The 21,026-nt window shown below is 75.0% G+C and carries 18 protein-coding genes; 9 read left to right on the top strand and 9 right to left on the bottom strand.

Annotated elements, in window-relative coordinates; all coding sequences use genetic code 11:
- Window positions 1-160 precede the first annotated feature (160 nt).
- Window positions 161-1,804, bottom strand: coding sequence for an acyl-CoA dehydrogenase family protein (locus ACH4OA_RS12940; protein ID WP_397968952.1), 1,644 nt, complete (start codon window positions 1,802-1,804; stop codon window positions 161-163).
- A gap of 154 nt (window positions 1,805-1,958) precedes the next feature.
- Between ACH4OA_RS12940 and ACH4OA_RS12935 the strand changes: the two genes are divergently transcribed.
- Both ACH4OA_RS12935 and ACH4OA_RS12930 read left to right on the top strand, forming a co-directional pair.
- Window positions 1,959-3,143 carry a YihY/virulence factor BrkB family protein gene (locus ACH4OA_RS12935; RefSeq protein WP_365871865.1) on the top strand — a complete coding sequence of 395 codons (1,185 nt, stop codon included), beginning with the start codon at window positions 1,959-1,961 and terminating at the stop codon, window positions 3,141-3,143.
- A gap of 231 nt (window positions 3,144-3,374) precedes the next feature.
- Window positions 3,375-3,746: a hypothetical protein gene (locus ACH4OA_RS12930; RefSeq protein ID WP_397947990.1), complete on the top strand. Its 372-nt coding sequence runs from the start codon at window positions 3,375-3,377 to the stop codon at window positions 3,744-3,746.
- Window positions 3,747-3,840: 94 nt separating this feature from the next.
- On the opposite strand, the gene ACH4OA_RS12925 is transcribed toward ACH4OA_RS12930, so the two are convergent.
- Together ACH4OA_RS12925 and ACH4OA_RS12920 are read right to left on the bottom strand one after the other, a co-directional pair.
- The gene (locus ACH4OA_RS12925) at window positions 3,841-4,995 is read right to left on the bottom strand and encodes a PucR family transcriptional regulator (protein WP_397968950.1); all 1,155 of its coding nucleotides are present in this window, start codon (window positions 4,993-4,995) and stop codon (window positions 3,841-3,843) included.
- Between the two features lie 251 nt (window positions 4,996-5,246).
- A complete protein-coding gene (locus ACH4OA_RS12920) occupies window positions 5,247-5,879 on the bottom strand; it encodes a VOC family protein (protein WP_397968948.1) in 633 nt (210 codons plus the stop codon).
- Between the two features lie 60 nt (window positions 5,880-5,939).
- Here ACH4OA_RS12920 and ACH4OA_RS12915 point away from each other — a divergent pair, with 60 nt between their 5' ends.
- The 4 genes from ACH4OA_RS12915 to ACH4OA_RS12900 all read left to right on the top strand — a co-directional run bounded on the left by ACH4OA_RS12915 (window position 5,940) and on the right by ACH4OA_RS12900 (window position 8,586).
- Window positions 5,940-6,557: a membrane lipoprotein gene (locus tag ACH4OA_RS12915; protein WP_397968946.1), complete on the top strand. Its 618-nt coding sequence runs from the start codon at window positions 5,940-5,942 to the stop codon at window positions 6,555-6,557.
- Window positions 6,558-6,667: 110 nt separating this feature from the next.
- The gene (locus ACH4OA_RS12910; RefSeq protein WP_397969040.1) at window positions 6,668-7,312 is read left to right on the top strand and encodes a ThuA domain-containing protein; all 645 of its coding nucleotides are present in this window, start codon (window positions 6,668-6,670) and stop codon (window positions 7,310-7,312) included.
- Between the two features lie 156 nt (window positions 7,313-7,468).
- The gene (locus ACH4OA_RS12905) at window positions 7,469-8,332 is read left to right on the top strand and encodes an isocitrate lyase/PEP mutase family protein (protein ID WP_365871875.1); all 864 of its coding nucleotides are present in this window, start codon (window positions 7,469-7,471) and stop codon (window positions 8,330-8,332) included.
- Complete coding sequence (locus ACH4OA_RS12900; RefSeq protein ID WP_365871877.1) at window positions 8,329-8,586, top strand: hypothetical protein; 258 nt, start codon at window positions 8,329-8,331, stop codon at window positions 8,584-8,586. Before ACH4OA_RS12905 ends, ACH4OA_RS12900 begins: the two co-directional genes overlap by 4 nt.
- 54 nt (window positions 8,587-8,640) lie before the next feature.
- Here the strand turns inward: ACH4OA_RS12900 and ACH4OA_RS12895 are convergent, their stop codons facing one another.
- Window positions 8,641-8,865 carry a hypothetical protein gene (locus tag ACH4OA_RS12895; RefSeq protein ID WP_397968945.1) on the bottom strand — a complete coding sequence of 75 codons (225 nt, stop codon included), beginning with the start codon at window positions 8,863-8,865 and terminating at the stop codon, window positions 8,641-8,643.
- A gap of 206 nt (window positions 8,866-9,071) precedes the next feature.
- Between ACH4OA_RS12895 and ACH4OA_RS12890 the strand changes: the two genes are divergently transcribed.
- Window positions 9,072-10,640 carry a carboxylesterase/lipase family protein gene (locus ACH4OA_RS12890; RefSeq protein ID WP_397968943.1) on the top strand — a complete coding sequence of 523 codons (1,569 nt, stop codon included), beginning with the start codon at window positions 9,072-9,074 and terminating at the stop codon, window positions 10,638-10,640.
- Window positions 10,641-11,242: 602 nt separating this feature from the next.
- Here the strand turns inward: ACH4OA_RS12890 and mmuM are convergent.
- Complete coding sequence (gene mmuM, locus ACH4OA_RS12885; RefSeq protein WP_397943725.1) at window positions 11,243-12,172, bottom strand: homocysteine S-methyltransferase; 930 nt, start codon at window positions 12,170-12,172, stop codon at window positions 11,243-11,245.
- Between the two features lie 244 nt (window positions 12,173-12,416).
- Between mmuM and ACH4OA_RS12880 the strand changes: the two genes are divergently transcribed.
- Complete coding sequence (locus ACH4OA_RS12880) at window positions 12,417-14,138, top strand: DUF2264 domain-containing protein (RefSeq protein ID WP_397969039.1); 1,722 nt, start codon at window positions 12,417-12,419, stop codon at window positions 14,136-14,138.
- A 157-nt stretch (window positions 14,139-14,295) separates the two neighbouring features.
- Here ACH4OA_RS12880 and ACH4OA_RS12875 read toward each other — a convergent pair whose 3' ends face one another.
- The 4 genes from ACH4OA_RS12875 to ACH4OA_RS12860 form a co-directional block, all read right to left on the bottom strand.
- Entirely contained in the window at window positions 14,296-15,012 is a 717-nt protein-coding gene (locus tag ACH4OA_RS12875) for an alpha/beta fold hydrolase (RefSeq protein ID WP_397968941.1), read from the bottom strand.
- The gene (locus ACH4OA_RS12870) at window positions 15,005-15,616 is read right to left on the bottom strand and encodes a TetR/AcrR family transcriptional regulator (RefSeq protein ID WP_397968940.1); all 612 of its coding nucleotides are present in this window, start codon (window positions 15,614-15,616) and stop codon (window positions 15,005-15,007) included. Before ACH4OA_RS12870 ends, ACH4OA_RS12875 begins: the two co-directional genes overlap by 8 nt.
- Window positions 15,617-15,657: 41 nt before the next feature.
- Window positions 15,658-18,537: a glycoside hydrolase family 2 TIM barrel-domain containing protein gene (locus ACH4OA_RS12865; protein WP_397968938.1), complete on the bottom strand. Its 2,880-nt coding sequence runs from the start codon at window positions 18,535-18,537 to the stop codon at window positions 15,658-15,660.
- Between the two features lie 121 nt (window positions 18,538-18,658).
- Window positions 18,659-19,903 carry an FAD-binding protein gene (locus ACH4OA_RS12860; protein WP_397969037.1) on the bottom strand — a complete coding sequence of 415 codons (1,245 nt, stop codon included), beginning with the start codon at window positions 19,901-19,903 and terminating at the stop codon, window positions 18,659-18,661.
- 111 nt (window positions 19,904-20,014) lie between these two features.
- On the opposite strand from ACH4OA_RS12860, the gene ACH4OA_RS12855 reads away from it, so the two are divergent.
- Window positions 20,015-21,022 carry a hydroxyacid dehydrogenase gene (locus ACH4OA_RS12855; RefSeq protein ID WP_397968937.1) on the top strand — a complete coding sequence of 336 codons (1,008 nt, stop codon included), beginning with the start codon at window positions 20,015-20,017 and terminating at the stop codon, window positions 21,020-21,022.
- Window positions 21,023-21,026: the final 4 nt, after the last annotated feature.

Here is a 21,026-nt window from a genome sequence, read left to right as displayed (position 1 = left end):
GGCGGTGGGGGTGGTGCCGTGTCGGCGCGGCACCACCCCCTGCCGCCGGCGGGACCGGCGGCGCCCCCGGGCGAGTGCGGCCGGCCGCGCCCTGCACAAACCTCCTCAGCCGAACGCTGTCAGGACAGTCCCGGCAACCGGATGCCGTCAGGCGTATCCCTCAGTCGAACTCCGCCGGCCGTGCCCGTCGTACCACCGCTTCAAGATCCAGGCCCGTCGGCAGGGTGCCGAAGGACGCGCCGTGGTCGCCGCCGAGGCGGGAGGCGCAGAACGCGTCGGCCACCTCCGCCGGCGCGTGCCGTACCAGGAGCGATCCCTGGAGCACCAGCGCCAGCCGCTCCGCCAGCCGCCGGGCCCGGCCCTCGACGCCCTCCAGATCGGCGAGTTCGGTGAACAGGTCCTTCACCGCCCGGTCCAGACGGTGATCGGCGCCGTGCGCCCGGCCGATCTCGGTCAGACAGGCGTCCAGCGCGCCCGGCTCCCGGCGCAGCGCCCCGAGCATGTCCAGCGCCTGCACGTTCCCGGCGCCCTCCCCCAGGGAGTTCAGCGGCGACTCCCGCACCAGCCGGGGCAGCCCGGACTCCTCGACGTACCCGTTGCCGCCCAGGCACTCGGCGGCCTCCACGACCACGGGCGCACACCGCTTGGTGATCCAGAACTTGGCGGCCGGCACCGCGAGCCGCAGGAACGCGCGCTCCTGTTCGCCGCCGTCGTCGCAGGCCGCGGCCAGCCGCAGCGCGAGCGCCGTCGCCGCCTCCGACTCCAGCGCGAGGTCGGCGAGGACGTTGCGCATCAGCGGCTTGTCGATCAGCTTCCCGCCGAACGCCTCCCGGTGCGCGCAGTGGTGCACCGCCTGGGCCACGGCCTGCCGCATCAGCCCCGCCGAGCCGAGCGCGCAGTCCAGCCGGATCGCCGCCGACATCCCGGCGAGCGCGTGCACACCGCGCCCCTCCTCGCCGACCCGGCGCGCCCAGGTGCCGTCGAACTCGACCTCGGCGGTGGCGTTCGCGCGGTTGCCCAGCTTGTCCTTCAGCCGCTGGATCAGGAAGACGTTGCGGCTGCCGTCCGGCAGGACCCGGGGGACCAGGAAGCAGGTGAGCCCGCCCGGCGCCCGCGCGAGCACCAGGAACCCGTCGGACATGGGCGCCGAACAGAACCACTTGTGCCCGGTGAGCAGGTACGTCCCGGCCTCGGCGAGCGGCCGCGCCTCGGTCGTGCCGGCGCTCGTGTCGCTGCCGCCCTGCTTCTCCGTCACACCCGTCCCGAACAGCGCGCCGGGTTTCCGCCCGGCGGGCCGCAGCTCCGGGTCGTACACCGTGGACGCCAGCCGTGGCTCCCACTCGGCGGCCAGCTCCGGGTCGGCGCGCAGCGCGGGCACGGCGGCGTGTGTCGTCGACAGCGGACCGCAGGTGCCCGCCTCGACCTGCGTCCACACCAGGAACCCGGCCGCGCGGCGCACGTGCCCGGCCGGCCGCGTCCAGGCGCCGGTCAGCCCGGCCGAGACACCCTTGCCGAGCAGCCGGTGCCAGGCCGGGTGGAACTCCACCTCGTCGATGCGGTGGCCGTACCGGTCGTGGCCGCGCAGCAGGGGCGGCTGCTCGTCCGCCTGCACCGCCCACTGCCGTAGCTGCGCCGAGCCGGCGGCCCGGCCGAGCGCGGACAGCTCCGCGCGCACCTCGTCCCGGACGTCCGGGACGGTGTACCGGCCGACGGCCTCGGCGAGGGCGCGGTCGGCGGTGAAGACGTCGTAGCCGACCAGCGGGGGAGGCTGGTTGGTCACGGTGTGCGTGGAGGTGCCTGCCATGGTGGGCAACCTACCCGGGAAGGCCGCGGTGATGGCCTCCGGCGGGGCACGGCCGGGCCCCGCCGCGCACCGGGACCGGCTCCGCGGCCCCGGAGGAACCGGTTGCGGGCCCCGGAAGGTGAGGGCGGTCCCGTGCTGCGGATACCTTTGGCTCGTGCAGCCAGCAAGTGAAACCCCCGAGCGCCCGGCCGGCCGGCTCCACCGGGCCAGAGCCCTCTACCGGAACGTCTCCAAGCGCAGGACCGCCTGGCTGTTGCTCAAGGACACCGTCAACTCCTGCATGGAGTACCGCATCCTGGGCCTGGCGGCCGAGGCGGCGTTCTTCACGCTGCTGTCCGTGCCGCCGCTGCTGCTGAGCCTGATCGGGCTGCTCGGCTACGTCGACGCCTGGACCGGCGCCGACACCATCCACAGCCTGGAGACCAACCTCCTGGACGCCTCCCGCACGGTGCTGTCCGACAAGGGCGTCAAGGAGATCGCCGAACCGATCCTGGACGACGTGCTGAAGGGCGGCCGGCCGGACGTCATCTCCATAGGCTTCCTGTTCGCCCTGTGGTCGGGCTCGCGCGCGGTGAACGTCTTCATCGACACCATCACCGTGATGTACGGCCTCGACGGCGTCCGGGGCATCGTCAAGACCCGGATCATGGCGTTCCTGCTGTTCATCGTGGCGCTGCTGGTCGGCTCGGTGGCGCTGCCGCTGATGGTGGCCGGACCGGACGCGGTGGTCCGGATCGTGCCCTGGTCCGAGACGGTCGTCCAGGTGCTGTACTGGCCGGTCGTGATCGTCCTGTCCATCGTCTTCCTGACGACCCTGTACCACGTGTCGGTGCCGGTCCGCTCCCCGTGGATCGAGGACGTGCCCGGTGCCCTGGTCGCCCTCGCGATGTGGGTCCTGGGCAGCTTCCTGCTGCGCATCTACCTCACGTACACCATCGAGGGCGCCACGATCTACGGCTCACTGGCCGCCGCCGTCGCCGTCCTGTTGTGGATCGGTGTGTCCGCCTTCGCCGTACTGGTGGGCGCGGCCGTGAACGCGGCCATCGACCGGGTCTGGCCGGCCGCCGCCACGGCCGCCGCGCGCGAGGCCAACGAGCGGATGCGGGAGGCGCAGGTCGCCGAGTACGTCGCCCGCGCGGCGGCGGCCCGCGACATCGACCCCGACGACCCCGACATGCCCTCCGAGTTCCCCGAGCGCTGGTCCCGCTTCCTGCCGCCCGAGGACGTCTCGGCCCGGCTCCGCGCCCACGCCAAGAACCCGCCCCAGACGCACCACAAGGCCAACGGGGAGAACCCGGGCGGTGGCGGCGGCTTCGACCAGGGCCCGACGCGTCCGTAGCGGTGAGGGCGCGGCGGACCGGTTCGTCCCGCGCGATCCGCGGCCGTCTGCGCCGCACCACCGTCGAACGGTGCGCCGGCCGCGCTTTATAGGGATCTCCCATTCGGCCTCCGCTGATGTTGTACCGCCGTACGTTGCCCGCTTCTCGGGCCGATTGTTACGTTTTTCCGGCCGGCACGCGTCGCCGGATTCGGTTTCGGCACATCAGCACTTCTCCTGTGGAGGGTCCAGTTGGCTGGAAAGCTCAAGAAACTCGCAGTGGTCGCCCTGGCCGCCGTCGGCATGGCGGTCGGGACGACCAGCGGCTCGGCCTATGCGATCGATAACGTGACGTGCAACAACAACGAGTTCGTGGCCGTCGATTTCCACTACGCCATTTCCGGCGATCAGGTGCACGCGTGTTTCGCCAACGCCGGCGACTTCTGGCTCTGGGACCAGTACGCGCAGGGCATGTACGTCACCAAGATCTGGACCGGGAACAACCGTGTCCAGTGGTTCGGGGACCAGCGGTGGCAGCCTTCCGAGGCGATCGGCAAGAACACCGCCATGTTCTGGCCGAATTACCCTGGTGGGGTGAAGATAGAGGCGATCCGCATTCTCTGAGCCGTCCGTGGAACACGGCCTCATTGTATGTGACGGCGAGTAGCAGCCAAAAACAATGAGGCTTTCCGCGCCCAATGCGGTCCGGTCCACCGTCTCACAGCGGAGATGCGCACATTCTGCGGTATTGCAGGGCCCACCAGATTTCGAACGTGGTCTCCGTGTTCTGGAGGTCTGCCCGGGTCAGCGCGGCGAAGCGGTCCAAGCGGTAGCGGAGCGTGTTGACGTGGATGGACAGCGCGGCGGCGGCCTCGGGGATCGACCGTCGCCGGGACAGATAGGCTTCGACGCTGGTGAGCAGGGTGTCGCCGATGGCGCTCTCCGCCTCCACCGGTGCGATGTACCGGGCGTGCAGGTGCTTCCCCAGCTCCGGGTCGTTCACCACGGGCAGCCGCAGCGCCATGCGCCGGCGGTCCACGATCCCGCGGTGGCCGAACCGGGTCGCCGCCTCGAGCAGCCGCGTGGCCTCGGCGAATCCGTCGTGCAACTGCGACAGGCCGGCCGGGCCGGCCAGCCCGGCCGTGACGTCGTCGGCCAGCTCGCCGGTGACGGGGCGGGACAATACGGTTGCGGCGTCACCGCCGTAGGCGCCGGCCAGGACCGTGTGCCGCGGACCGGCCGCACGTTCCAGCATGCGGGTGAGCGCTAAGGGGTCGGTACTCGCCGACCGGGCCCGCAGCACCCAGTACCGACGGTCTGCGGCGAGCCCGAATCCGGCCCCCGCCGCGACCATCTGCTCGGTCGTCATCGTGCCCTCCAGCACATGGGCGAGCAGGGCCGTCCGCTGCCGCTCCGCACGACGGGTGAGGTCCAGCCCGGCTTCCCGGTGACCGGCGAGCAGCTCGTCGCCGTAGTGGTCGCCGAGCCGCCAGATCCGCTCGACGCCGAGCAGCATGGCGTCGGTGGAGACGCCCTGGTCCCGGGCGATCCGGAGGAACTCGTCACGTAGCAGGGCGATGCCGTGGCGGTAGGCGGCCAGGACGTCGGCGACGGGAACGCCCTGCAGCGCCCGGCGCCGTCCGGTCTCCCGCTCGTCCCGCGCCACCTCGTCGCCGGGGTGTTCCTCGCCTCGAAGGGCGGCGGTCACGCGGACGACATCGCGGTGCACGGACTGCCGGACCTCCGGCGCCGGGACCACGCTATACGAGCCGATCCCGGCGGTCGCCTCACACTGCGCGGTCGCCAGATCCCCGGCCCGCAGCAGCAGCTTCCCGGCCACCAGAGCGAGCTGGGCCTTGAGCGATGCGGACATGTTCCGCCCCCTATCCCTCGGTGTCGCATGAACGGTCCGGTCCCCACGGACGACGCGGCCGACCATGACGGTGGCGCGCGGACATCGGTCGGCGAACGGGCCACACGTTCCGTGGCTCGGGGACGCTTCGAACGCTAGGGGTTCGGCGGGCCCGGATCGTCACCGCGCGGTGGGCGATTGCGTGTAGCCCGTGGAGGGGACAGGGGCTCCCGCCGTAGCCCGCACAGGGGACAACGGTTCTCGCCGGGCGGTCAGCCGAAGGTGACCGGTCCGTTCGGGGTGTCCACGGTGAAGGAGAGCGCGGCCGGCCCCGCGGTGAGCCGCAGCGAGGTGCCCAGTGCGGCCAGCCGGTCACGCACCGCCTCCGGGTCGGGCGCCGAGGCCGACACCGCCAGCAGCGGGGCGACCGGCAGCCCCGAGGAGGCCGGATGGAGGGAGTCGCCCCAGTCGATGAGGAACGGCACGGGATCCGGGGCTTCCCCGGGGCCGGCGCCGGTCAGCCGCCACCGCAGCACGGTGCCGTCCGGCGTGCGACGGCTCATGAGCCGTACCGGACCCGGGTCGTGGCCGCGCGCCCGGACCGCGGCCAGCGCCGCGTCCAGATCGGGCGGGCTGATCGCCCACGTGAGCACGGCGGGCCCGGTCGGCCGGTCGACGCCGAAGGGGCGCGGTCCGATGGGCTCCGGCTGCTCCGGATCAGGGCCGATGATCTCCAGATAGCTCCGGCCGCCCAGGCCCACCAGATGGTTCCGCGTGCCCAGCCCGGGGTGCGCCCCGCCGGGCGCGGGGGTGATCCCGGTCCGCCGGGCGAAGCCGGCGACCGCCGCGGCCAAGTCCGGTGTGGCGAGGACGAGATGGTCCAGCAGCGGCGGAACGGCGTTCATCGGCCGGACGTTACGGGATCGGCCCGCCCGGGGGAACGCCTGTGCGGCACCATGGGGGACATGATCCGTGCCGCACGCGCCCTGCCGCTGCTCCTGCTCCTGCCCGCGCTGCTCACGGCGTGCGGGACCGAGAAGGCGGACCCGGGCGACGTGACGGCCGGTGCAGGCACCCGGACGACCGGGACCGGTGCCGGGACCGGGAAGGCGGCGGCCGGGGGCGCCCGGGCATCGGCGTCCGCCGCGCCCGGACAGGCCGAACTGGACGAGCGGCTGCGGGCCTTGGGCATCGCGCCGGAACTCGTGTACGTCACCGACGTACCGGGCTTCACGCCCGCGCAGCAGTCCCTCGGGGTCAACGGCGACGACGGCTTCTCCCTCTCGTACTGGGCTCGGAACGGCGCCGTCCTGCACCTCTACGCGGAGCGGGGCAGCGCCGCCGACTGCCCGGAGGGGTATGTCTGCCTGGCGCCGGCGAAGGGGCACGTGGTCCGCATCAGCGGCGAGAAGACCGCACCCGGCGTGCTGCGGCGGGCCGCGGACGCCGTCCACCGTCCCGCACCCACGGAACTGGCCGGTCTCCTGCCGCCGCCCCGCACGGCGACGGCCCCGGTGGAGCGCGGCGACCTCCCGCCGTACGGCGACGGAGCGCCCGACAACAGCGTGGGGGAGGGCGGTTGACCGGGCCGGGCACCGGAGCGGCCGGCGGAGCGGCCGGCGGTGCCGGAACGGAGCCCGGTGGTGCCGGGACGGAGTCGGCCGGACCGGGGGCCCCGGGTGCGCCCGCCCGGCTGCTCCTGTACACCCGCACCGCCGACTACCGCCACGACTCCCTCCCGGACGCCGTGGCCGCCGTCCGGGCGCTCGGCCGGTTCGCCGTGGAGCACACCGAGGACCCCGCGGACCTGGAGCGCCCGCTGGACGGGTTCGCGGCCGTGGTCTTCCTGTCCACCAGCGGAGAGGTGCTGACACCGGCCGGACGCGAGCGGCTGGCGCAGTACACGCGGTCGGGCGGCGCGTTCGCCGGGGTGCACGCGGCGGCCTGCACCGAGTACGGGTGGCCGTACTACGGCCGGCTCCTCGGCGCCCGCTTCACCCGCCACCCCGCCTACCAGCCGGGCCGGGTCCTCGTCGCCGACCCCGGCCATCCCGCCACCCGGCGGCTGCCGGCCGTGTGGGAGTTCACCGACGAGTGGTACGACTTCGACCGCGCCCCGGGCGGCCGGGCCCGGGTGCTGCTGCGCGCCGACGAGACGTCGTACGACGGCGGCGGGATGGGCGCGAACCATCCGCTGGCCTGGTGCCGTGAGCGCGGCCCGGCGGGCGGACGGGTGTTCTACACGGCCCTCGGGCACGCCCCCGGCGCGTACCGCGACCCGGACTTCCTGGCGCACCTGAACGGCGGGCTCACATGGGCGGCGGGCCGCGCCGAGTGACGTTTCTGCGGTGAACCCGTTCCTCCGTTGGGGTGACTAAAGGTCGCGTACAGGGATGGTCACGTGTCTATCTAGAGATGCTCTTGTCTTGGCAAAGGGCGTCGGGACGCGCGGTCCGTCCCCGCCCGCGTCACCTCCCACAGAAGGAGCCGGACCTTGACTTACGGTAAGAAGCTGCGCGCACGCATCGCCGGGCCCGGGACCACACCGCTGATCGGCGTGTACGACATGTACTCGGCGTCGATCGCGGCCAAGCACTACGACGGGATGTTCGTCTCGGGCTTCGGCTTCGCGGCCTCGTACTACGGGCTGCCGGACATCGGATTCATCGCCTGGCCGGACATGGTGGCCTTCGTGCAGCGGCTGCGGGGCGCGTTCCCCCACCACCATCTGCTGGTCGACATCGACGACGGGTACGTCGACCCGGAGGTCGCCTGTCACGTCGTGGAGGGACTGGAGCGCATCGGCGCCTCCGGCGTGATCCTGGAGGACCAGAAGCGGCCCCGCCGCTGCGGTCACGCCGACGGCAAGCAGGTGCTGCCGCTGGACGAGTACCTGGAGAAGCTGAACAAGGTCCTGGAGACCCGCAAGGACCTGGTCGTCGTCGCCCGCACGGACGCCACCGACGAGCACGACATCCTGCACCGCGCCGAACGGCTGGCGGCCACCGACGCCGACGTGGTGCTGGTCGACGGGGTGCGCAGCGTCGAGTGGATCAAGCGGATCCGGGAGGTCGTCGGGGACAAGCCGCTGCTGTTCAACCAGATCGCCGGCGGCAAGTCGCCCCGGCTCTCCCTCGGCGAGCTGTCCGGCCTCGGCGTGGACGTCGCCATCTACAGCACCCCCTGCCTGTTCGCCGCGCACGAGGCCATGGACACCGCGCTCACCGGCCTGAAGGAGGCCGACGGCCGGCTGCCCGAGGTGGACCCCGCGAGCGGGGTGGGCGTGCAGGCGTCCACCAGCCTGCTGGAGCGCAACATCGCCCCCGAGCGGCTCACTCCCGAGGGCGTGGGCGTGTGAACCGTGCCGTGTCCCGGCTCGGCATGGCCACGACGGCCGCCGCCGCGCTCCTCGGGGCCGGTGCCGCACCCGTCGTCGCGTCCGACAGCCTGATCACCGTGATCGACAACTCCCATGCCGACTCCTGGCTCGAAGTCGATCGCGCGGCCAATGTGCAGAACGGCAGCGGCACCGCCGGCAGCGACCACGACGGCAGCGCCGTGGACGTGGTGGAGGCCCTCGTCGCCGCCGGCGGCCGGGGCGGGGAGGACTGAGGGACGACGGACTCCGACGGCGGCCGGGCACCCCGTGCGGGGAGTGCCCGGCCGTCACCGCCTCCCGGCGGCCCGGCTCAGTCCTCCGTGACAGGGGCGGCCGCGCTCGTCCAGCTCGACGTCCTCCTCCGGGTCGTGCTCGTCGGCGGGCGCGGCCACGGTGACCCGCTGCGGTCCGGGGGCGAGCGTGCGGCCGCCGGTCTGGGCCGCGCCATAGCCGGTGGGCAGGGCTGCCGCGGCCACGGCGAGGGCCGCAGCGATACGCGTGGTGTGGTTCATGCCCGGCCAACGACCCGCGCGGCGGCGGGGTCACCGCCCGGCGGCCCGGGAAGACGGAGTGACGCGGAGGCCGCGCCTCACGCCCCCTCCGGCGGCCTGGGCGGCACCTGCGTGCAGCGGAATACATCCGGGCGTGGTGGCGCTCTTATGTGAACGGTGCACGCACCGCTGTGCGCGTGCGCGGGCGCGGTGAAGGGCGGGTGGCGATGACGGCAGACCAGACGGGCCCCGTGGTCGGAACGCCTCACGGAGCCGTACGCGGCCGGTACGAGGGGGGAGTGGCCGTTTTCCGGGGCATCCCGTACGCCGCGCCGCCCTTCGGTCCCCGGCGGTTCCGGCCGCCCCGGCCGCCCGAGCCGTGGGGCGGCGTCCGGGACGCCGCCGCCTTCGGGCCGACCGCGCCGAAACCGCCGTACTCGGAGGCCTTCGCGCCGTACCTGTCCGACCCGGCCGTTCCCGGCGACGACTGCCTGAACCTCAACGTCTGGACGCCCGAGCCCGGCCCCGGCGCCCGCCTCCCGGTGCTGGTCTGGCTGCACGGCGGCGCGCTGACCAGGGGCTCGTCGGCGGTGCCGGTGTACGACGGCGCCGCCTTCGCGCGCGACGGGGTGGTGTTTGTGTCGGTCAACTACCGGCTGGGCGTGGAGGGCTTCGGACTGTTCCCGGACGCGCCCCCGAACCCCGGCCTGTGGGATCAGTTCGCCGCGCTGTGCTGGGTGCACGAGACGATCGCGGCCTTCGGCGGCGACCCCGGCCGGATCACCCTGTGCGGCCAGTCGGCCGGCGCCATCGGCACCGGAGTCCTGCTCGCCGCGCCCCGCACGCGCGGGCTGATCCGGCGGGCGGTGCTGCAGAGCGGTCCGCCCGAGGTCGCGGACCGGGACAAGGTGCGGCGCATGGTGCGCCGGATGGCCGCCCGGCTGCGGATTCCCGCCACCGCCGAGGCGTTCGCCGCCGTCGACCGCGTCCTGCTGCTGCGCACGCAGGCCGAGGTCGGCCGGCTCAGCAGCCCGGTGCTGGGCGGCCCGGCGTTCGGCATCGTCGTGGACGGCGACCTCGTACCCCGCGACCCGCTGAAGGCGCTGACCGACGGCACCGCCGCCCCGGACGCCGAACTGCTGATGGGCTGGACCCGGGACGAGTACCGGCTGTGGCTGGTGCCCGGCGGGCTGCTGGAGCGCGTCGACCGGCTCGGTGCGGTCGCCCTGGCCGGGGCCATGGCCCGCTGTCGCGCCGGACACGAGATCCCGCGCGGCTACCGCGCCCTGCGCCCCGGCGCCGGAACCGCCGAGATCGTCGGCCAGATGGTCACCGACCACCTGCTGCGGGTGCCGCTGCACCGGCTCGCCGACGCCCGGCCCGGCAGCAGCTATCTGTACGAGTTCGCCTGGCCGTCCCGGCTGCCCGGTCTCGGCGCCTGCCACGCGCTGGAACTGGGGTTCGTCTTCGGCACCGGAGACCTGCCCGAGGCGAAGAAGCTGGCCGGCGAGGGCGCCCCGCGCGCGCTGTCCGAGGCGATGCACACCGCCTGGGTGCGGTTCGCGGCGACCGGGGACCCCGGCTGGCCGGCCTGGGACGCCACCCACCCGGTCCGGGTCTTCGGCGACGGCGACCCGCACACCGTGTACGGGCCACGGGACGCGGAGATCGCCCTGTGGACGGCCGCCGCCACCGTCCCGGAACCCCCGCGCCAGGCCGTGCCCCGCGCGCCCGGCGCGGAACTCGCCGCCGCGATGCGCCGGTTGCGCGATTCGGTGGGCGCCCTGCGGCATTGAAACACCGCCCGGTGGGCGCCCTGCGACACGGGTACGTCGTTCAGCGGCGGCCGGGTCGCCGGACCGGGTCCGCGACCGCGCGGGGGAGCGGTCCCGGCGGTGCGGAGGGCGGTGCGCGCGCCGGTGGCGCGGCACGGGCCGAACGCTCAGGGGCCGGCCGGGAGGTGCCGCCGGTGCGCCTGGGGCGTGCCGGCCGTGCGTCCGTGCTGGCTGGGCGGTGCCCGCCGCTGGGCCCGGGGCCTGTCGGCCCCGCGGCTGTGTTGGCCGGGTGGTGCCCGCCGGTGGGCCCGGGGCGTGTCGGCTATGTGTCCGTCCGGCCGGGTGGTGCCCGCCGGTGCGCCTGGGGCGTGTCGGCTATGTGTCCGTCCGGCCGGGTGGTGCCCGTCAGTACGCCCGGGGCACGCCGGCTACGTGCCCGTCCGGCCGAGTGGTGCCCGCCGGTGCGACTGGGGCCTGCCGGGCACGCGTCCGTGCCGGCTGGGCGGTGCCCGCCGGTGCGCCCGGGGCCTGTCGGCCGCGCGTCCGTGTCGGCCTGCGCGGGTACGCCGGTCCCTCCCGGGACCGCCCCCCGCCGGACCCCGCGCTCCGCGGGAAGAGCGGCCTCAGACGGCCGCCACCGTGTGCGCCAGGGCTTCGATCGCCTCCGGGCCCACTCGGCAGCAGCCTCCGATCAGCCGGGCGCCCGCGGTCCGCCAGGCGTTCACCTGCTCCGCGTCGAACGTGGTCCGCCCCCGCCAGGCCCGGGCCCGGGCGTCCCAGTCCTCGCCGCTGTTGGGGTAGACGACGACCGGTTTGCCGGTGACCCGCGCCGCGGTCTCCACGGCGGGCCCGACGTCCGCCGGCGCGCAGCAGTTCACCCCGACCGCGATCACCTCGTCCGCACCGGCGGCGAGCGCGAACGCCTCCTCCAGCGGCTGGCCGGCCCGCGTCCGCGCTCCGTCGACCGTGTACGACAGCCAGGCCGGCACCCCCAGTCCGCGCACCGCCCGCAGCAGCGCGGCGGCCTCGTCGGTGTCCGGGACGGTCTCCAGTGCCAGCACGTCCGGCGCGGCGGCGGCCAGCGTCTCGAGCCGGGGCCGGTGGAAGCGCTCCAGCTCCGCCACGCTCAGTCCGTACCGGCCCCGGTACTCCGAGCCGTCCGCGAGCATCGCGCCGTACGGTCCGACCGACGCCGCCACCCACAGCGGGCGCCGGATGCCGGTGTCCGCCGCCTGCCGGGCCGCCGTGCGGGCCAGTTCCACGCTGCGGGCGAGCAGCCGCGCGGCCCGCGCGCGGTCCAGGCCGCGCCTGCCGAAGCCTTCGAAGGTGGCCTGGTAGCTGGCGGTGATCGCCACGCTCGCGCCGGCGCGGAAGTAGGCGAGGTGGGCCTCCGTGACCGCCTCGGGCCGCTCGGCGAGCAGCCGCGCCGACCACAGCTCGTCGCTCAGGTCGTGCCCGGCCGCCTCCAGTTGGTTGGACATGCCGCCGTCGAGGACGACCGTCCCGGCGGCGAGGGCGGCGGCGAGGCCGATGGAGGTGTCGTCGCTGGTCATGACACGACGCTAGTCGACGCGGTGCGCGGCCGGCGCGGGAGGATGCCGGACGGGGGTGCGGGCGGGCGGGAAGCGCCCGGCGCCCGGCCACGGTGCCGTCGGCCGCGGGCCTGGTCCGTGACGAACCGTTCGGCCGGGGTCTGGTGCCCGCGGGGGCGGTACGGGTGGGATGGACGCCCGGGGCGCTCCGGCCGGAACCGGGGCGTCCCGGGTTCCCCGTCGAGGAAGGACGGCCACCGCCGTGATCGAACTGCCCGAGGACGACCGCGAGACCAGTCCGTACACCGGCTACACCCGCGCCCACTGGGAGGCCGCGGCCGACGCGCTGCTCGCCGCCGTCGAGCCGTACGCCAGCCCCGACCGCGCGCTCTACCACCTGCCCGGCGACCACGTCAGCCACTCCGGCCGCCTCTCCGACGGCCTGGAGGGCTACGCCCGCACCCTGCTGCTGGCCGCGTTCCGCCGGGACGAGACCGCGCTCGGCCGGTACGCCGAGGGCCTCGCCGCCGGCCCCCGCGGCGTCTGGCCCGGCATCACCGACCGCAGCCAGCCGCTGGTCGAGGCCGCCTCGATCGCGCTCGCCCTGCGGCTGACCCGGCCACTGCTGTGGGACCGCCTCGACGACGCGGTGCGCGGGCGGACCGCCGACTGGCTGGCGGACGCGCTCACCGCCGTGCCCTGGCCGTGCAACTGGGAGCTGTTCCCGGTCACCGTCGGCGGCTTCCTCGCCGGGATCGGCCACCGCGAGAAGGAGGCCCGCGAGGCGGTCGACCGCGGCCTGGAGCGGATCGAGCGCTGGTACGCCGGCGACGGCTGGTACACCGACGGCGACGGCCGGAAGTTCGACTACTACAACGGCTGGGCCCTGCACCTGTACCCGGTCCTGCACGCCTGGCTCGCCGGCGACGCCGGCCTGCTCGCCCGCTACGGCCGCCGGCTCTCCCGCCATCTCGCTGACTACGCCCGCCTGTTCGGCGGCGACGGCGCCCCGCTGCGCCAGGGCCGCTCGCTGACCTACCGGTTCGCCACGGCGGCCCCGCTCTGGCTGGGCGCGCTGACCGGGCACACGCCCCTGCCCCCGGGACAGACCCGGCGCCTGGCCTCCGGAGCCCTGCGGTACTTCGTCGACGGCGGCGCGGTCGACGAGCGGGGCCTGCTGCCGCTGGGCTGGTTCGGCCCGGACACCTCGCTCGTGCAGAGCTACTCGGGCCCCGCCTCGCCGTACTGGGCCAGCAAGGGCTTCCTCGGCCTGCTGCTGCCGCCCGGGCACGAGGTGTGGACGGCACCGGAGGAACCGGCGCCGGCCGAACGCGCCGACGCGGCGCACCCGGTGCCCGCGGCCAACTGGCTGCTCCAGTCCACCGCTTCGGACGGACTGGTCCGGCTGCACAACCACGGCAGCGAGGACGCGCGGTACGACCCGTACTACACCCGGCTCGCCTACTCGACCGCCACCGCGCCCGTGCCGTCGTACGACAACAGCGTGCTCGTCGGCGGCGAACCGGGCCGCACGGGGATCGAGCCGCTCGGCACGGGCGCGGACTGGGCCGCCTCCCGGCACACCGTGTGCGCCGGGATCACCGTCACCACGCTGGTGGCGGTCCGGGGTGCCGTGGAGGTGCGGGCCCATCTGGTGGCGGGCGCGGCCCCCGGGACACCGGTGCGGGTGACGGGCTGGCCGGCCGGGGACGGCGTGCACGCCGAACTCGCCCCGGCCGTCGGTCTGTCGGCGGAGCTGACCGGGGCCACCGGGGCCGACGGCGAGCCGGCGCTCTTCGTGGCGCTGGCCCGGCTCACCGGGGAACCCGAACCGGCGCCGCTCGCGGAGCTGGTGTCCGTGGCGGTACGGGCGGAGGCGGGCGCCGGGCAGGACCGCGAGGTGCGGGTGAGCTGGGCGGAGGGCCCGGCCGCCGTCTTCCGGTTCACCCCGGCGGTCGGGAGCGCCTGGTCGGTCACGCCGGGCTGAGCGGGCCCCCGGACCGTCCGGGGCCCCGCGCGCCGGCCGGTCCGGCCTCGGCTCGCCGCCGTACCGCGGGGCGCCGGGCGCGGCCGTGGACGCGGCGGCCGGCCGTCCCGGGCGGGACGGCACTCTCCTACGACTGCGTCCGCTACGACCGCGTCCGTTACGACCGCGTACGCGCGCTCGGGCGCAGCGTCTCGGTGAGCAGGTCCGCGAAGTGCGCCGGGTGGTCGAGGGCGCCCAGGTGCCCGCCGGGGAACTCGGTGAAGGCGCATCCCAGCCGCCCGGCGACGGCCTCGGCCGTGCGGTGCAGGAGCTGCCCGCGCGAGTCGGTGCCGGCGGCGACGGTGAGCCGGCCGGGGAAGGGCGGCACGGCGGGCGCGTACCGGGTGAACGGGCGCAGCACCCGGCCCAGGAAGACGCCCATCGGGGTCGCCGACCCGCCCTCGGCGGCCGGCCGCGGCTCCGTGTCCAGCCGTCCGATCAGCTCGGCCCGCCGCGCCGCCCCGTCCGGCAGCACCGTCACGCACGGCGGCTCGTGCGCGACCACGTGCGCCAGCCGCTGCGGATACCGGGCCAGCAGGTCGAGGACCGCGATGCCGCCGGAGCTGGTGCCGCACGCGTACGCCGTGTCGCCGGCCGGCAGCACCTCCTCCAGCACCCGCCGCGCGCCCTCGCTCCAGTCCGCGACCCGCTGCTCGGCGACCGGCTCGCCGAGCCGGCCGTGCGCGAGGCCCAGCGGGTCGTACGTCACCACGGTGAAGCGCGTGGCCAGCCGGTCGGTGAGCGGTCCGAGTCCCATCGGGTGCCCGGCCCCGCCCGGCACCAGCAGCAGCACGGGACCGCGCCCCGTCACCTCGTAGAACGGCGTGTCAGACATCGTCGCGCTCCTCCCGCTTCTCCTGCTCCGACCGGTGCTCCCGGGGCCAGTGGCTGAGGGCGAGGTGCAGGGCCTCGACCGCCTTGTCCCAGGAGGCGCGTACGTCCCGGTCCGCGCCGAAGCCGCCCGCGCTCTCCAAGACGCAGTAGCCGTGGAAGGTGCTGCGCAGCAGCCGCACCGCGTCCGTGAGGTCCGGTTCCGCCAGGCCGTAGGCGCGGAGCATGCCGTAGGTGATCTCGGCGGTGCGGCGCAGCGCGGGGGAGTCGGCGATCAGGGCCTGGTCGACGCGGAGCTGGGTGGCCGCGTACCGGCCGGGATGTTCCAGGGCGTAGGCACGGTAGGCGCCGGCGAACGCCGTCAGCGCCTCCTTGCCCGCCCGGCCGGCCACGGCCGCCGCGATCCGGTCGATCAGCTCCCCGCCCGCGTACAGCGCGAGCCGGGTGCGCAGGTCCTGGAGCGAGCGGACGTGCGAGTACAGACTCGCGTCCTTGACGCCGAAGCGGCGGGCCAGCGCCGAGACGCTGACGCGGTCGAGACCGACCTCGTCCGCCAGTTCGGCGGCCCCCGCCACCAGCCGCTCCGCGCTGAGCCCCGCCCGTGCCATACGCCCGCCTCCTTGGATGTCTAGGCGTCATCCTAGAGTATCTAGGAAACGGGTGAGGAGGTCCCGTCGGCCGCGGAGAAGACGAAGGAGAACCGGGCCGGTTCGGCGCGCAGGTGGTACCGCGGCAGCGGGCCTGGGCCGCACGACTGGGAGCCGATGCCGTGCTGGCCGTGGTCCAGGTTGACCCACACGTCCCCGGTGGCCGGCACCAGATCCGTGCGGTGGGTCGCGGCGTCCAGCAGCTCCGTCGGCCAGCGGCGGGCGGTGAGGAAGAACGCCGGGTCGCCCTCGACGCGCAGTCCGCCCAGCTCGGCCCAGCGCACGTCGATCCGGGCGCCGTTCTCCTGGGGGCGCACGTACGGCGTCTGCAGCGCGTCCACGGTCGACTCCCAGCGGCCGGTCAGCGCCGCCGCCCTGGTGTCCGGGTACGCCTCGCCCGGGCCGCCGCCGTACCAGCGCACCCGGTCGGCGGCCGGCAGGCGCAGGCGGACGCCGAGGCGGGGCAGCGGGACGGTCCAGTCGCCGTCCGGGACCGTGGACACCGTCAGCCGGAGCCGGTCCCCGTCCGAGGTCCACCGGTACTCCGTCCTCAGCCCCGGCTCCCGGCCGGCCGGCGCCACCCGGGTACGGACCGTCAGGGCGTCCGCGCCGGCCTCCACCGCGTCCAGGCGGTGCCGCATCCGGTGCAGGCCCAGCTTCCGCCACAGCGTCCCGTAGCGCGGGCCGCTCTGCCAGGCGGCGCCGTCGTCGTTGTCCGTGGTGGCCCGCCACACGTCCAGCCGCAGCTCCGTGACGGACACCGCGCCGACGCTGCGCAGCGCGCCGGTCCGGGCGTCGAACACGGCCGGGCCCAGCGTGACGGTCCCGTCGCCGGGCACCGGCCGGGCGGTCGCGGCGACCCGCGGCGTGCGGCGCCCCGACACCGGGAGCTGGCCCCAGGCGACCACGTGGTCCGCCGGCGCCCACGAGGTGCCGGCGGCGAGCCGGGCCCGGACGGTCCACCAGGCCTCGCCGTCCGGCGCGCCGTTCGGCACGGCGGGCAGTTCGACGGCGGCGGACTCGCCGGGGGCCAGCGGGGGCACCGTCAGGGTGCCGGAGCCGGCGGGCTCGCCGTCGACCTCGTAGGACCAGGTGAAGGCCAGCGCCGACAGGTCCGCGAAGTCGTACCGGTTGGTGACGCGGACGGCGCCGGCCGGGCCGTCGCCGGTGATCGCGACCGGCTCGATCACCTTCTTGTACTCGACGAGGCCGGGCGAGGGCCGCCGGTCCGGGAACAGCAGGCCGTCGCAGACGAAGTTGCCGTCGTGCAGCTCCTCGCCGAAGTCGCCGCCGTAGGCGTAGCCCAGCTCCGGATGGGCGATGCCGTGGTCGATCCACTCCCAGACGAAGCCGCCCTGGAGCCGGTCGTGGGTGTCGAACAGCCACTGGTAGTCGGCGAGTCCGCCCGGCCCGTTGCCCATGGCGTGGGCGTACTCGCACAGGAGGAACGGCAGGGCGCGGCGCCGGTGCGGGCCGCCGTCCAGGCGCCGGCCGATCCGCTCCACCTCGGTGTGGTCCGCGTACATCCGGGAGTACACGTCGGTGTCTCGGCAGGTGGGGTCGCCCTCGTAGTGCAGCAGCCGGGAGCCGTCCCGGGCGCGGATCCACTCGGCCATCGCGGTCAGGCCCCGCCCGGTGCCGGCCTCGTTGCCCAGCGACCAGACGACCACCGACGGATGGTTCTTGTCCCGCTCGACCATCCGAGCCGCCCGGTCGAGCAGGGCCGGCGTCCAGCGGTCGTCGTCGACGGGGTTGTCCCGCCAGCCCTGCTCGGTGAAGCCGTGCGTCTCCAGGTCGCACTCGTCGATCACCCACAGGCCGTACTCGTCGCACAGGTCGAGGAAGGCCGGGTGCGGCGGATAGTGGGAGGTGCGGACCGCGTTGACGTTGTGCCGCTTCATCAGCAGCACGTCCTCGCGCATGGTCGCGTGGTCCAGCGCCCGGCCCTTCTCGGGGTGCCACTCGTGCCGGTTGACGCCCTTGAACAGCACCGGACGGCCGTTGACCTTGATCAGGCCGTCGGCCAGTTCGACGGTGCGGAACCCGATGCGCAGCGCCACCCGCTCGCCCCCGGCGGCCAGCACGCCGTCGTACAGCCGGGGTGTCTCCGCCGACCACGGCTCGGCCGGCACCGTCACCGGCTCGCCGGTCGCCGTGTCGACGCCGAGTTCCGGGACGGACACCCGGCCGGCCACGTCGGCGTCGACCCGCAGGGTGCCCTCGCCGGTGGTGTGGTCGTACGAGGCGTGCACGAAGAAGTCCCCGACGCCGCCCGGCGGCCGGTGCAGCAGCGTGACGTCCCGGAAGATGCCCGGCAGCCACCACTGGTCCTGGTCCTCCAGGTACGAGCCCGCCGACCACTGGTGGACACGGACGGCCAGCACGTTGCGGCCGGGCTCCAGCAGGTGCCCGACCGCGAACTCGTGCGGCAGCCGGGAGCCCTTGAACTCGCCGAGGTCCGTGCCGTTCAGCCAGACGCGGGCGCAGGACTCCACCCCGTCGAAGCGGAGCACGGCGCCGCCGTCCGCGGGCCAGCCGGCGGGCAGGGCGAAGACGCGCACGTGGTCGCCGGTCGGGTTCTCCGTCGGCACCCGGGGCGGGTCGACCGGGAACGGATAGAGGTGGTTGGTGTAGACGGGCGAGCCGTGGCCCTGGAGTACCCAGTGGCCGGGCACGGAGACCTCCGCCCAGCCGCCGGTGTCGAAGTCCTGCGCCGCGAAGGAGTCGTCCTCGGCGTCGGCCGTGTCCGACAGCCGGAAGCGCCAGCGCCCGTTGAGGGACAGGGAGGGGGAGTCGCAGGCCGCGTACCAGGCGCGGGGCGGCAGCGCCCCGGAGCCCGGCGAGACGTCCTCGACGTACGCGGTGGTCGTGCGGACGGACATGGGTCTCCTAGCTCAGCCCGCGCTGCCGGTCTGCGCGATCCCCGCACCAGCCGGCGCTGGAGGAAGAGGAACACCGACAGCAGGGGCAGGATCGAGAGGGCGGTCGTGACGGTCTGGTGGGTCAGTCGTCGAGGAGTTCCCGTACGAAGGTGTTGGTGAACGTGCCCGTGGGGTCCAGGGAGCGGGCCAGGGCGCGGAAATCGCCGAGCCGCGGGTACCGGTCACGGAGGTCCGCCGCCGGTATCCCGTACACCTTCCCCCAGTGCGGGCGCGGATCGAAGGGGGCGAGCGCCTCCTCCAGCCGGCGCACCACCGGCAGCACCGCCGCCTCGTCGCGCACCCAGGTGAAGTGCAGCGCCACCGAGTCCCGCGCGTACGCCGGGCTCAGCCACTGCGCGTCGGCGGCGACCGTGCGCACCTCGCAGATCTGGAGCACACCGGCGACCGTGTCCCGGATGCCGTCGACCGCGTGCAGCGCGTCGAGGGCCGCCGCGCGGGGCAGCAGGTACTCCGACTGGATCTCCTCGCCGCTGCTCGGCGTGAACTCCGCCCGGAAGTGCGGCAGCCGCTCGTGCCAGGGGCCCGGTACGCCGAGCTGCCGGGTGCAGTTGGCCGCGGGCATCCCCGGGACCGGGTGCACCGCCTCGGCCGCCGGCGCCGCCCACGGGAAGTCCACGGCCGGCTGGTCCGTCCGGCGCTTGACCCACACCTGCCTGAACCGCGGCCGCCGCCAGTCGGTGAACAGGCTCACGCTGTACGCCGCCGCCGACACCGCGGCGAAGTCCAGCCCGGCCAACGGCAGTTGCGTGAACACGTGCTGCTCGACCTCGTAGGCCGGCTCCAGGTCCAGGGTGAGCGCGGTGACCACGCCCAGCGCGCCGAGCGAGGTCACGGCGCCGTCGAAGCGGGCGTCGCCCCGGCGCAGCACCACCGTCGAGCCGTCGGCGGTCAGCAACTCCACCTCGCGCACCGCCGACCCGAGCGGACCGTTGCCCACGCCCGACCCGTGGGTGCCGGTCGCCACCGAGCCGGCCACCGAGATGTGCGGCAGCGACGCCATGTTGGCCAGGGCGAGACCCCGGGCGTGCACGGCACGGGCGAGTTCCGCGTACCGGACGCCGCCGGAGACCCGGACCGTACGGGCCGTGCCGTCCACGTCGATCACCGGCGGCAGACCGGCGACCGACACGAGCACGCCCTCACCGCCCGGATCGGCGATCCGGTTGAAGGAGTGCCCGCTGCCCAGCACCCGCACCTTCCCGCTGCCGGCCACCACGGCCCGCAACCCCTCGGCCGTGTCCGGCCGGTAGAACTCCTTGGCCGTATACGTGACGCTGCGCGCCCAGTTGGTGACCGTCTCCGGCATGTCTGCCATGGTTTCCTCCCCGCCTGCGGGTCCGTTGACCCTCTGGTTGGCCGGGACCTACCGTAGAGACCGATTGCTGTCCGTGCGTCGCCGAGCCGGAAGGCCCCCTCCTTGACCGAGCGCGTGCAGGCCCTGTTCGCCATGACGGCCGAGAACCTGCCGCTCGTCTTCCCGCCGGAACTGCTGGCCCGGCTGCGCGCCTGTGTGGACATCGATCCGGCCCTGGTGGCGCGGGACTTCACCGAGCCCCGGGTGCGCGCCGCCCTCGCCCGCACCGAGATCCTCGTCACCGGCTGGGGCTGCCCGCGCCTGGAGGCGGACGTGCTGGACGCGGCACCGCGGCTGCGCGCCGTGCTGCACGCGGCCGGCTCGGTCAAGGGCTTCACCGGCCCGGAGGTGTGGCGGCGGGGCATCGCCGTCTCCTCGGCCGCCGCGGCCAACGCCCTGCCCGTCGCCGAGTACACGCTCGCCATGATCCTGCTCACCGGCAAGGACGTCTTCGCGCTGCGCGACCGGCTGCGCGAGGGGCGCGCCTTCCCCTACGACGGCGTCCTGACCGGCGTCGGCAACCTCGGCCGCCGCGTCGGCGTGGTCGGCGCCTCCCGCATCGGCCGCCGCCTCATCGAACTGCTCCGCCCCTTCGACTTCGCGGTCGCGCTCGCCGACCCGTACGTGGACGCGCCGGAGGCCGCCCGCCTCGGCGTACCGCTGCTGCCGCTGGACGAACTGCTCGCCACCAGCGACACCGTCAGCCTGCACGCCCCGCACACCGCCGAGACCCGCCGTCTGATCGGCGCCCGCGAACTCGCCCTCATGCCCGACGGCGCGGTGCTGATCAACACCGCGCGCGGCGCCCTGGTCGACCACGAGGCGCTCACCGCCGAGCTGCGCGCCGGACGCCTCGGCGCCGTGCTGGACGTCACCGACCCCGAGCCGCTGCCCGCCGGCTCCCCGCTGTACGACCTGCCCAACGCCTTCGTCACCCCGCACCTGGCCGGCTCCCAGGGCAACGAGCTGGCCCGGCTCGGCCGGGTGGTGGTGGAGGAGGCCGAGCGGCTGTCGTCCGGCGCGGCGCTGCGGTACGCCGTGGACCGGGCGGAGCTGGAGCGGACGGCCTGACCGC

The organism is Streptomyces sp. NPDC017095, from assembly GCF_044332325.1.
GTDB lineage: Bacteria > Actinomycetota > Actinomycetes > Streptomycetales > Streptomycetaceae > Streptomyces.
This window is presented reverse-complemented; position numbering and strand designations above follow the sequence as displayed.

What these genes read in the sequence shown, in the direction of transcription:
- ACH4OA_RS12940 (WP_397968952.1), bottom strand. Translation starts at nt 1,804, where the DNA reads ATGGCAGGCACCTCCACGCACACCGTGACCAACCAGCCTCCCCCGCTG.
- ACH4OA_RS12925 (WP_397968950.1), bottom strand. Translation starts at nt 4,995, where the DNA reads ATGTCCGCATCGCTCAAGGCCCAGCTCGCTCTGGTGGCCGGGAAGCTG.
- ACH4OA_RS12920 (WP_397968948.1), bottom strand. Translation starts at nt 5,879, where the DNA reads ATGAACGCCGTTCCGCCGCTGCTGGACCATCTCGTCCTCGCCACACCG.
- ACH4OA_RS12915 (WP_397968946.1), top strand. Translation starts at nt 5,940, where the DNA reads ATGATCCGTGCCGCACGCGCCCTGCCGCTGCTCCTGCTCCTGCCCGCG.
- ACH4OA_RS12895 (WP_397968945.1), bottom strand. Translation starts at nt 8,865, where the DNA reads ATGAACCACACCACGCGTATCGCTGCGGCCCTCGCCGTGGCCGCGGCA.
- ACH4OA_RS12890 (WP_397968943.1), top strand. Translation starts at nt 9,072, where the DNA reads ATGACGGCAGACCAGACGGGCCCCGTGGTCGGAACGCCTCACGGAGCC.
- mmuM (WP_397943725.1), bottom strand. Translation starts at nt 12,172, where the DNA reads ATGACCAGCGACGACACCTCCATCGGCCTCGCCGCCGCCCTCGCCGCC.
- ACH4OA_RS12875 (WP_397968941.1), bottom strand. Translation starts at nt 15,012, where the DNA reads ATGTCTGACACGCCGTTCTACGAGGTGACGGGGCGCGGTCCCGTGCTG.
- ACH4OA_RS12870 (WP_397968940.1), bottom strand. Translation starts at nt 15,616, where the DNA reads ATGGCACGGGCGGGGCTCAGCGCGGAGCGGCTGGTGGCGGGGGCCGCC.
- ACH4OA_RS12865 (WP_397968938.1), bottom strand. Translation starts at nt 18,537, where the DNA reads ATGTCCGTCCGCACGACCACCGCGTACGTCGAGGACGTCTCGCCGGGC.
- ACH4OA_RS12860 (WP_397969037.1), bottom strand. Translation starts at nt 19,903, where the DNA reads ATGCCGGAGACGGTCACCAACTGGGCGCGCAGCGTCACGTATACGGCC.